This window comes from Prevotella sp. E13-27 (assembly GCF_023217965.1).
GTDB lineage: Bacteria > Bacteroidota > Bacteroidia > Bacteroidales > Bacteroidaceae > Prevotella.
The window spans coordinates 915,714-928,036 of the sequence record NZ_JALPSC010000001.1 but is presented as its reverse complement, the minus strand read 5'-3'; the positions used below and the strand labels follow the sequence as shown (position 1 = coordinate 928,036).

Below are 12,323 nucleotides of genomic sequence, written 5' to 3'. Positions count from 1 at the left end.
TCCGATTATCGGCTAATTTCTGCATACGATAGCAACGGAATTATGGGGTATCCCCTAATCCATTTTCATCAAACAATAGAGCTGCAAGAACAAAAAGGTTATATAATATGGCAAAACGTAGAGAAATAAGAAATAGCACAGTTGAGTTCCTGATCTTTCAGATAGAAGGGAAGGAATAGGGGGTAGAGGTATACTATAAAGACAAGACGGTATGGTGTACCCAGAAGGCGATGGGAATGTTGTTCGACTGTACCTCTGACAATATAAGTGTGCATTTGCAGAACATCTATGATACAGACGAACTAAAAAAGGGAGGCAACTACCGAGAAAATTTCGGTAGTTCGACGTGAGGGTAACAGGGATGTCAATCGTACGCTTCAGTTTTACAACCTCGATGCCATCATCAGTGTGGGGTATCGTGTCAATAGTATCCGGGCTACTCAGTTCCGCCAGTGGGCCACAAGTGTGCTTCGTGAGTATGCCATTCGTGGCTATGTGCTGGACAGAAAACGAATGGAGAATGGTACGTTTTTGGATGAGGACTACTTTGAACACCTGTTAGCAGAGATTCGTGAGATACGTCTGTCTGAGCGACGTTTCTATCAGAAATTGACGGACATCTATGCGATTGTTTGATATGTCGGGGAATAATGCACACAAAAGACCGACTTTCTGTGCGCTTTTTGTGTGCTAATGGATAATTTATTTCCGTTTTTTTTGTTGTTTCGTATTTTCTGTATAAATTTGCAGCGCTATTGTGGTTCGACTACGTCGATTAATAGGGAACGTAAAAGCACACGGAATGTGTGCCGGGTGAGAATCCCCGACTGTCCCGCAGCTGTAAGTTGCCTTTTTAGCGATGCAAGCATGACAAGTCACTGACATTTTCGGGAAGACGCTTGCATCGGGCAACAGAGTCAGAAGACCTGCCACGATAGAGAACTCCCTGCGTACCTCTGGGGTTAGGACACACGGAGAAAAAGTAAGAAGAAACGTAAGGCATGATCCGAGGACTGCTTTTGACATTGCTGTGCTTGTCTGTTTGCTGTACTGCAACATGGTCGCAGCAGGCTAATCATGTGCCATTGTCAAAGGTGAAGGCTCGCACAACAGGCCGCATGGACTCTATGCAGCATGTGAACGAGGTGGTCATCACGTCGAAGCTTACGTTCCGCGAGGTGATACCGTCGCAGAAGCTTGGAGGCAAGGACCTTCAGCGCCTGTCGTCATATTCTGTTGCCGATGCCATGCGCTATTTCTCTGGCATTCAGCTGAAGGACTATGGAGGCATAGGCGGCGTGAAGACCGTGGACGTACGGTCTATGGGTACTAACCACTTGGCTGTGAGCTATGATGGCATAGTCCTCGGCAACGCACAGAACGGACAGATAGACCTGGCGCAGTTCTCGCTAGATAATATTGAGGAGGTGTCACTCTATAATGGTCAGAAGAGCTCCATCTTCCAGGCTGCAAGCGACTTCGCCTCGGCATCGTCGGTATATATGCGCACTAAGATGCCGCGTTTTGAGGTAGGGAAGAACACCAACTTCAAAGCCCGTGTGAAATATGGTGCCAGCGACATGCTGCGTACCTCTGTGCTGTGGGAACAGCGCCTCTCCAGCGATGTGAGCCTTAGCACTAATGCCGAGTTCCTGACTGCCAGCGGAAAGTATAAGTTCCGTTACAGGAGGAAGAACCTCGACGGTACCGTGGCTTGGGACACCACTGCCACGCGTCAGAACGGTGACATTCATGCCGAGCGTGTTGAACTTAACCTCCACGGAGTGCTTAACCAAGGGCAGTGGCAGATGAAAGGCTATGTCTATAACTCGAGCCGTGGCATACCAGGGGCGATAGTAAACAATGTGTGGAGTCGTGGTGAGCGTCAGCAAGACCTGAACACATTTTTCCAGGCAAGCTACTCGAAGTCGCTTGGCAACTGGTTCAGCACCCGCTGGCTCGCCAAATATGCCTATTATCACACCCACTATGCCAATCGCGATACTACGGTGCTGCCCGTTGACAACACCTATCGTCAGCAGGAGCTGTATCTCTCTACTGCAAACGTCATTGAGATGCTGCCAGGCTGGAGCGCGTCGCTGAGTTACGACCTGCGCTGGAACAAGCTTAATGCTGACACCTATAACTTCGCCTATCCCACACGCTGGACTCACATGCTGTCGCTTGCCACAGCCATCGACTATCGCCGACTGAAGGTGCAGGCATCGGTAGTGGGAAGTTATGTAAACGATCATACCAGACAGAATACACAACGAAAGACTGACAGCCAGCTGACACCAGCTCTGTTTGCCAACATCTATCCCTTCAATGTCAAATGGCTGTCGCTACGGGCATACGTGAAGCAGAGCTATCGTATGCCCACTTTCAATGACCTTTATTACACCGACTTGGGCAATGCGGCGCTGAAACCAGAGAAGGCCACGCAGTTCGATGCGGGTCTGCTCATCAGTCGTCATTTCCAGTCAAGCGTCTTCTTCACCCTTCAGGCCGATGCATATTATAATAAGGTGAAAGACAAGATTATTGCCTATCCGAAAGGACAGCAGTTCCGCTGGACCATGCTAAACCTCGGAGAAGTAGATATACGGGGCATCGACGTAGTGACCTCACTATATCTCCCCTTAGAAGAACTATTTCATCTCCCCTCCCTTGGGGAGGGGCAGGGGGTAGGCCTTACTCTCCGCGCTCAATACACCTATCAAAAGTCCATCGATGTGACCGACTCGCGAAAGCCGTTCTATCGTCATCAGATACCATATATTCCAGAGCATTCAGGCTCTCTGATTGTGGGACTGGACTACAAGCGATGGTCGCTTAACTACAGCTTCCTCTATACTGGCGAACGATGGAACGCGCAGGTGAACAACGACTATAACTATATGCAGCCATGGTACACAAGCGATCTCACGGCATCCTATCGCTTCTCGCTGAAGAAAGCTGATATGCGACTGTCGCTCGAGGCCAATAACTTGTTTGACCAACAATATGACGTAATAGCCAACTATCCTATGCCAGGAAGAAACTTCACGCTAGGACTAGAGATGATGTTTTGACTTTAGACTACAGATTTTTGACTATAGACTTTAGACTACAGACGATTGAAGACTATAGATTTTAGATGATATAATGACGATATAAATGATGAGGTACAGAGAGAAAATAAAATATACGAAATGGGTGACGATAGCACTATTGATGTTATTGGCTATTGCCTCATGCCGCAAGGATGACGACGTGGTCATGCCTACCGTTCAGGAGACCAACGAGAAGGTCTTTACGGAGTATGTGGGTATGTATGTGCTCTGCGAAGGAAATATGGGCGCAAACAAAGCCACTTTGGACTACCTTGACCTGCACGATGGACGCTACTATCAGAACATCTTTCCGTCGCGGAACCCTAATCAGGTGAAGGAACTTGGCGATGTGGGCAACGACTGTAAGATATACGGTTCGAAGCTGTGGCTCGTCATCAACTGTTCCAACAAGGTGGAGGTGTGCAGTGCCGACTCAGCCCGTTCGTTCGGACATGTCGATGTGCCCAACTGTCGCTATCTGGCCTTCCATGAAGGCTATGCCTATGTGTCGAGCTTCGTTGGCAAGGTGGGAGGCACGTCAGTCTTGGGCAGCGTGTATAAGATTGATACTCTTTCACTTGAGATAAAAGGTCAGGTCAGCGTGGGATACCAGCCAGAGGAGATGGCTGTCGTAGATGGAAAGCTATATGTTGCCAACAGCGGTGGCTATAGTGCCATGCAGGGCAAGGGCTATGATAGACGAATAAGCGTCATTGACCTGAAGACCTTCCAACAGGAGAGCATGATTGACGTTGGCCCTAATCTCTTCCGACTTCGTGCCGACCAATATGGACAGCTCTGGGCTACGACACATGGCGACCATATCACGACACCAGCGCGTCTCTATCTGTTGACAAAGGACTCACAGACAGGCGCTATGGCTGTGGCGAAGACCTTTGATACTCCTGTTACCGACATCGCCTTCCGTGGCGACTCTCTTTGCTTCATTGGCGTTGACGATACCCACGAGGAGGCCGACTATTACTATTCTGGCGTGATAGACATAAAGAGTCATGCCCTTGTGAGTGAAAAGCTCATAGATAATCTTGACGATATAGAGACAGCCTACGGACTGATGGTTCACCCTGTGACGGGCGACATTTATGTCATGGATGCAACAAACTATGTGTCTAACGGATGGCTCTTCTGCTACGATGCAAAGGGAAAGTTCAAGTGGAAGACTTCCACAGGCGACATACCTGGACATGCGTGCTGGAGAGAATTGAGAATTAAGAATTGAGAGTTGAGAATTGAGAGTTAAGAATTGAGAGTTGAGAATGAAGAAAGGTTTACTATCTATCATCTGTATGGCAATGTTGCCACTGATGGCGACAGCACAGTCGAAGTATATTCAGGCTGTTGACGAGTATGTGCCTGCACCTGGACAGTTCGTCAATGTGTTGCCGGCTGCCACAGCTGAAGACACACCTGCCACGATGGCACAGAAATGTACTGATGCCATTGCTGGTGAGAACAAAAACGGAAACATGATTACCCTTGGAGCTTGCGGAGGCTATGTGACATTCCACTTCGATCATCCGATAGTTAATGTGGAAGGACAGCGCGACTTTGCCGTGTGGGGCAATGCGTTTGAGAACAATGCTGAGCCCGCAACGGTGTGGGTGTCGCAAGATGCGAACAACAACGGACTGCCCGATGACGAGTGGTATGAGCTGAAGGGCTCGGAGTATGACAATCTGGCAACTATCCACAACTATCAGATTACCTATACCTACGCTGGCGAGAAGCAGGTTGTCGCTTGGACAGACAATCATGAGCAGACGGGCGAGGTGAAACGACTGAAGTATCACAAGCAGGAATACTTCCCATTGTGGCTCACCGCCCAGCAGACGCTCACCTTCACTGGTTGCCGACTGCCCGACAATGCCTATCTCGGCCAATACACAGACGGCACACAGGCTTATTTCCTGCCTGCCTTCGACTATGGCTATGCCGACAATCAGCCCAACGAGAACCGCGAAGGCTGTTCATTCGACCTTTCGTGGGCTGTCAACAAGCAGGGACAGACCGTCACTTTGGAATATGCCGACTTCATTCGCTGCCAGAACGCCATGAACCAATGGTGCGGCAGCATCGGTGAGACCTCAACGGAGATTCTGGGTGCTGAAGATCTCCATCCTAACGAGACGGTGGGCATATCCTCCAGAGCGTTTAGGCCAAACGCTCGGAGCGTTCTTACCGTTCACGGACAGCGTTTAAGCCAAACGCATCGGGGAATCAATATCATCCAGCTTGAGAATGGAACAACAAAGAAAATACTAATCAAATAATTCACCTAAAAATCAAACAATATGAAACAAAATTTCAAGCAATCGCTGCTGTTATGGTTAGCACTGCTGCTCATGCCTCTCGGGGCCTGGGCCGACAGAGAGGTTAACCAGCTGCAGTTCGGAAAGCAAGTGATTGAAGTTGCTACGGATGAGGTCATCACGTTCTACGACCCATGGGGAACGGCGGACATTGATGATCAGAATTCTTACAATGCACAGTCGCTTACCGTGTTCAAGCCTGTCGAAGCAGGCAAGTCTGTTCAGATTACATTTGAAAAATTAGATCTGAACCAGTATAGCACCAGCTATTATTTGTACATTAACTTGTATGATGGCATAGCAGATAGTGACGATGCTTTTTCATGGGCAACGTCAACAAGTAGTATTACGTCTTCAACAAGTCTTTCAGGCATGTCAGGTACACTAATTGCCGAAAAGATAAACAATGACAACAAGCCTTCGCTTCCAGCCACATACACATCTGGCACAGCTGACGGCGCTTTGTCAGTAGGCTTCATGCATCGCAACTCTAACGAATGTGAAGGTTGGGTTGCCAAGGTAAAGTGTGTTCAGTTGGAGAACATGACTGTAACTGGTGCTGGCTCTAACTACGAAGGTGTGGTTGCTGTTCCTTCTGTAAAGCAGAATGTAACACTGGCAAATGCTTTCGTCACCGCTACTGGCGTGATGAACCCAGACCACGTGAAGGCTATCCACTTCACAATGACAAAGAACGAGGGTGCTGTTGACCCAGCAGTCCTGAAACTCTTTAAAGGCGACACACAGGTTACTGCTTCAGTTGAGGCTGATGGCGATAACTATAAGTTTGTGCTCGACGAGGCACTTGCCGATGGCACAACAACCTTCACTATTAAGGGTGACATCCTCGGCACTGCTGCCATAGGCGCAAAGGTGCAGGTAGATATAACAAAGATAGCTACCACAGCCCAGGCTGACGGCATAACACCGTTTGCTGCAGGTACCGCTGTAGAGGTAGAGAATCCAGCACTCGTGCTGATGACTTCTACATCACAGGTGGTAACAGTAGGCGATACTCCTTATGCCTTCTATGACGAAGGTGGTAAGGAAGGTGGCATCGTTTCTAAGACCAATGGTCAGGTAACATTCCTCTCTGGTGTAGAAGGTAAGAAGGTGATGGTTGACTTCACCAAGAACAACATCTGGCACGGATCGTACTATAATCAGGAACTGCGCATCTATGCTGGTCAGGAGGTAAATGCTGACAAGCTCATAAAGACTCTTCAACAGGGTGAGACGGCTCTCGTTCGCTCTACTGCCGACGATGGCTCACTGACTGTAGTGCTCTATAGCGATGCCAGCAATGATGTTGCTGCCGACGGATTCGAGGCTACTGTGAGTCTTTTCACTCCACAGCCTATGGACGTTAACACTCTGGCAGTTAGTGCTGCCGGAGAAGGAACTGTTGCTGCTAGTGACATGAAGCAGGAGATGCTGACTGTCAACGTAAAGACAGAGAATACTGAGCCTGCTGCACAGCTTACTAAGATGACATTCTCTGCTGGTGCAAGTGCAAGCCATATCGCTAAGGCCTATCTGCTCCAGAACGCAGCAGTCGTTGGCGAATGCACAGCCTTTGAAGGTGCTACCTTCGAGATAGCTCTCACATCTCCCGTTGCTCTCGTTGAGGGCGACAACCTCTTCACTCTTGCCTATGACATCAGCGATGAGGTAGTCAATGACGACGAGATTGCTGCCAGCGTTGTCAGCGTGACAGCTCTCGTAAATAATGTCGAGAAAACCGTAAATGCTCCTGCCAATACTCCTGAGGTAACACGCAATGTGAAGAACATCGTTCTCTCGCAGAAAGATCAGGGCACAGTGACCAAGATCGTTAATGGTTCTATGGCTTTCGAGACAAAGCCTGCAAGTGAGTACTCTACTAAATACGAGTATGGTACTGACGACCGCATCAATATCTTCGTTCCTAAGCACGAGGGTATGGTTTGTCAGATTGACTTCTCATCATTCGCAGTTTACTATGCAAGCTCATCATACGGCACCCGTGCTAAGTTCGCCATCTATGCTGGACAAGGCACTACAGGCGAAAAGCTCTGGGAGCTTGATGACAATGCTAAGCAGAACGTTGGACCTGAGACAATTGTCCGCTCTACAGCTGCCGATGGTGCGCTGACCGTTGCATTTTCACCTAATTCTTCTTACTATTCTCTCGATGGTTGGAAGGCTACTGTCTCTGAATATCAGTCAAAGGATATGGCAGTAACAGCTGTTGAGGCTGCACAGGCAACAACAGCCGATGCTTCTATTGGTGCTAATGAGCAGGAACTGCTTAATGTAAATGTGTTCACAGATGGTAACCTCAACCAGCTCTCAATGAGCAGCATGAAGCTCTCTCTGAAGGGTACTGAGGCAAACATCGTCAAGGTAAGCGTTTGGAAGGGCGAGACAAAGCTTGGCGAGGCTGTTGCAGCTGCCGAGGTTGAAGTTGCTTTCTCTGAGCCTGTAACATTGGCTGAGGGCAACAACGCCTTCGTTGTTAAGGCTGACATCAGCTCTGATGCTACTGAGAACCATACCATCGACGCTGCTGTTGTCAGCGTTCACGTAGGCTCCGCCGACGTCACCGCCACCGCTGGCGACCCAGAGGGTGCACGCACACTGAAGAACCAGTTGCTCATGACAAGCGGTAACCACGGCACTATGAGCCTTGGACTGGGCAAGCAGATGGCTATCTATGATGACGGTGGCGCTGAGGGTGATGGCGCCGACGGCGTAGAGGCTGTTGTGACGATACAGCCTACTGGCGAGGCTGAGAGCCTGAAGCTTACAAACCTGGGAATCTCTTTCGCCTATACAGCTTACCTCTATATCTACGAGGGAACAGAGGTTGACGACAGCAAGGAACTTCTTAAACTCACTGGCTCTTCTACAAAGTTCGACCCATTCGTCGTTGATGGTCCTGTCACCATTAAGTATATAGGTGCAGGTAGTTACACCAAGCCAAACTTCGGCATTACTGTTGAAGGTTACAAGAAGAGTGACGTTGCCATTACTGGCATCACCACAGAGGACATCTCTGTCAATGAAGTTCTGAAAGGTCAGGCTGATGTGAAGATGCTGAAGATTGCAGTAGAGGCAAAGGGTGAGCTTACTCCTGCCACCATCACTGCCTTCAATATCACAGGTGCAGACGGTGAGCCTGTCGAGGCTTCCCACATCTACACAACAGGTACAACGACAACATTCTCTACCAATACTGAGTTTGCTGAGAACTATCAGATCACCAATAGCGGTACTTATTACTTCTGGCTCACCTATGATGTGAAGACAACAGCAGAAGTAGGACAGACCGCTACGGCAACTCTCAACTCTGTCGTGGTCAACGGCGCTGCTATTGACGTCACTGAGCCAGCTACAGCAACTATCACCGTTGCAAGCGGCAAGAGCGGCACCTATACCGTTGGTCAGGGTGGCGACTATGCAACCATCCAGGGCGCTATCGACGACATGAACACACTGGGCATGGAAGGTCCTGTGGTTCTAAAGATCAAGGCCGGCGAGTACAATGAGAAGGTACGAGTACCTTATATTAAAGGTATGGGTAGCGTGAACACCCTCACCATTGAGAGTGAGAGCGGACAGCGCGACGTTAAGATCTATCACAACAACTACACCACAGGTGGCTACAGCGATGATCAGCACAAGAAGGACTATGGTGTCATCACGCTCTATCAGGCAAGCTATGTCACGCTGAAGAACCTCGAGGTTTACACCACAGACCTTAACTATAAGGCCGTAGTGATGATTAAGGACGAGAGCCGTCATGCAACCATCGATGGCTGCTACCTCCACACCGATATCTATGCTTCAACAAGTGGTGACGGTCCTGCTTTGGTAGGTCATACCATCATTGACGAGGAGAACAAGAACAACGACTATCTCACCGTTAAGAACTGTATCCTTGAAGGTGGTAAGTATGGTGTTTATATGGGTGGTACCAACACAGTTGCTCTTCCTAAGGAGGTAGGTGCTGTTATTGAGGGCAACACCTTCAAGAACAATGGTCGCTTCATGTTGTACTCATATGATGAGCTGGGTGCAAAGATTCGTAACAATACTTTCATCATTGACAATAGCGAAGTGAAGATAAGCAATGGCGTTATCGACATCAATGTACGCGACGAGCATGCAGAAGCTACTGAGATTACTGGCAATATCTTCAATCTCGCTTCTTCAAACACTGTTGTTGCTATTTACGTTCGTCAGATGGAAGCAACAGAAGCAGCTCCTGCTATAATTGCTAACAATGTAATTAATCTTGCATCTACCAACGCAAGCTGTAGCACGTTCAAACTCTCTGGTGCTAAGATGAAGTATGTGAACATTGCCAACAACACCTTCCGCATGACTGGTGCCAATGGTGGCGCAACCTTCTGGGCTTCGTCTGCCCTCTCTGATGGATACGGCAATGTGAACGTGGTGAACAATATCATACAGAACGAGACCAGCGGCTATGCTGTTAACATCTATAATGATGCCAACTTAGCCACAAGCAAGATTAACTTCCAGAACAACCTTATGTATGCTGCCGGTGAGAAATTCTTCCGTGCTTCTTCAAGCACAGACGGCGACTTTGCCGCCTTCGTTGAGAAGACTTCTGCTACTGGTTGCATCAACAAGCAGGTTACATTTGTCAGCGACGATATTCTGGAGCCTGCCACAACTCTCGACGGCGACCTGCTCAAGGCTATAAAGCTCGACTATGTGACTACCGACGTGAACGGCACAGCCCGTCCAGAAGAGAACATCTCTATCGGTGCTTACGAATATAATCCCAACAGAACTCGTGTTCCTGTTATCGCAGAGGGCTATCCCACAGCTGCTGCAACAGCTTTCAACGAGGTTGTTGTCAGCGTGAAGAGCGACATGGCTGGCAAGGCTTATGTCATGGTGCTGAAGGCTGCCGACGAAGCTCCTACAGTTGAGGCTATGAAGGCTTCTACCTATACTGCCGTACTGACCAAGGATGCTGAGGCTACTGTAAAGGTCGATACGCTTAGTGAGAAGACTGCCTATAAGGCTTATGTGCTCGTAGAGAGCGCTTATGGCGTAGTTACCGAGCTGCAGACCATCAGCGACATCACTACTCCTATGGAACCAATCGATCTGATGATTGCTTGCACAGAGCCTGTTACTACAGTAGCAAGCGGCACAGAGACAAGTCTGAAGGTTATGGTGGCAAGTGGCTTGGCTCCTTACACCGTGACATGGACCGACAGCAAGAACCAGATTGTAGGTGAGCCTATCATTACTTCTGCAGAAGGTGAGGAAATCGTTCTTAACATCACTCCTGAGCAATCGGGTGACTACTATGTTACCATCAAGGATGCCCAGAAGTTCGAGGCTAATGATACCTGCCGTATCATCGTTACTGGTGAGGCTATCGCTGCCGACTTTGAGAACCTCTTCCTCCCAAGTGAGAGCCACTGGAAAGGTCCCGACACCAAGGGCAGTATAGAAGAGGGTCTCTATGGAGATAGTCAGTATCAGGGTTCTTTCCTGAGCGGAAGCTATAAGTTCTCAAATAACTATTCTATCGACTGGGCTTCATGGTCAGGATTCAGCTATTCTAACCACACCTCAACAGCTGGTGCTAATATAATGGCTGATCAGTTCAATGCATGCACAGGTAAGGGACACAACGATTCTGACAACTATGCTGTGTTCTTCGAGGATGAGTTTGCACCAATGACCATCTCTGTTCTTAACAAGGCCGACGGTGACTCTATCCGTGGTTTTTATATCACTAATGCTGCTGTTACAGTGAATGCCATCCTCAATGGCGACGGCATTACTCCTGGAGCATTCGAAAAGGGCGATTACCTGAAGCTTACTATCACTGCCGACAACAATAACTTCATTGACTATTATCTGGCTGACTATACGTCAGAGAATGATGAAGACCACTACTATGTTAACAATTGGCAGTGGGTTGACCTCTCTGAACTGGGTAAGGTGAAAGAACTTACATTCCATCTGGAGAGCTCACGCAAAAATTCATGGGGCTACACCACACCTCTCTACTTCTGTATTGACGACTTCAATGGTGAGGCTCCTCGCAAGCCAGAGGGTCCTGCAACATTCGAAGACCTCGACCTGGCTGACGAGAGCTATTGGAATGGTAGCGACGGCACTGGCTCGTTCGTCTCTGGCGGTTATCGCTTCGAGAACGGCTATGAGTTGAGCGAATATGGTGCTTATGCTTATGGATTCTACTACACCAACCTCACTTCAAAGACATCTACAGGCTCTAATGAGATGTATAACTCTGTTGTAGGTCATGGCGTAGAAGACTCAAAGACCTATGCAACATACAATGTCAACGAATGGACACCTAAGGGCGTTGAGGTTATCTCAAGCGAAGACGGCGAGATTGTTAGCGGCTTCTACGTAACGAACTCCGCTTATGCTTACGCTTCAATGACTCATGGTGACAGCTATGCAAAGAGATTCGGAACTAACGACTGGTTCAAGCTCACCATTACAGGCTACGATGCTGCAGGAGAACAGACGGGCACTGTCGACTTCTACCTGGCTGATCTGCGCGATGTTGCAAATGCTTACATCCTTGACACCTGGCGCTGGGTTGACCTCACCTCTCTTGGCAAGGTTAAGCGCTTAGGCTTCACCATGAGCAGCAGCGACACTGGCATGTGGGGCATGAACACACCTGCTTACTTCTGCATGGACAACCTCGGTGGAGTGGCACCTGAGAATGAGGAGCCAATCACTACTGGCATTAAGACAATGCCTCAGACCGCAGGCAAACTGCAGCGCTTCGACCTTGGCGGTCGTCAGATGCAGCGCCTGTCTAATGGCATGAACATCATCCGTATGGAGGATGGCTCTGTGCGCAAGGTAGTGGTGAAGTAATTAT

General features: G+C 48.8%; 4 protein-coding genes, 1 pseudogene and 1 riboswitch. All 5 genes and pseudogenes read left to right on the top strand.

The genetic code is table 11. The features are described 5' to 3' along the window. Positions 1 to 107: 107 nt before the first annotated feature. Positions 108 to 627 (top strand): annotated as a pseudogene (locus M1L52_RS03945) (virulence RhuM family protein); the annotation flags it as partial. A gap of 114 nt (positions 628 to 741) precedes the next feature. Beyond that, a riboswitch (cobalamin riboswitch) is annotated at positions 742 to 949 on the top strand. A gap of 52 nt (positions 950 to 1,001) precedes the next feature. Further along, entirely contained in the window at positions 1,002 to 3,074 is a 2,073-nt protein-coding gene (locus M1L52_RS03940; protein WP_410896764.1) for a TonB-dependent receptor, read from the top strand. Between the two features lie 85 nt (positions 3,075 to 3,159). Further along, on the top strand, positions 3,160 to 4,335 hold the full coding sequence (locus tag M1L52_RS03935) for a YncE family protein (protein ID WP_248613534.1): 1,176 nt from the start codon (positions 3,160 to 3,162) through the stop codon (positions 4,333 to 4,335). 37 nt (positions 4,336 to 4,372) lie between these two features. Further along, a complete protein-coding gene (locus tag M1L52_RS03930; RefSeq protein ID WP_248613533.1) occupies positions 4,373 to 5,386 on the top strand; it encodes a hypothetical protein in 1,014 nt (337 codons plus the stop codon). 21 nt (positions 5,387 to 5,407) lie between these two features. Continuing rightward, positions 5,408 to 12,319, top strand: a complete 6,912-nt coding sequence (locus M1L52_RS03925) for a DUF4465 domain-containing protein (RefSeq protein WP_248613532.1) — start codon at positions 5,408 to 5,410, stop codon at positions 12,317 to 12,319. Positions 12,320 to 12,323: the final 4 nt, after the last annotated feature.

Coding starts and splice junctions, on each gene's coding strand:
- M1L52_RS03940 (WP_410896764.1), top strand. CDS start 1,002: ATGATCCGAGGACTGCTTTTGACATTGCTGTGCTTGTCTGTTTGCTGT.
- M1L52_RS03935 (WP_248613534.1), top strand. CDS start 3,160: ATGATGAGGTACAGAGAGAAAATAAAATATACGAAATGGGTGACGATA.
- M1L52_RS03930 (WP_248613533.1), top strand. CDS start 4,373: ATGAAGAAAGGTTTACTATCTATCATCTGTATGGCAATGTTGCCACTG.
- M1L52_RS03925 (WP_248613532.1), top strand. CDS start 5,408: ATGAAACAAAATTTCAAGCAATCGCTGCTGTTATGGTTAGCACTGCTG.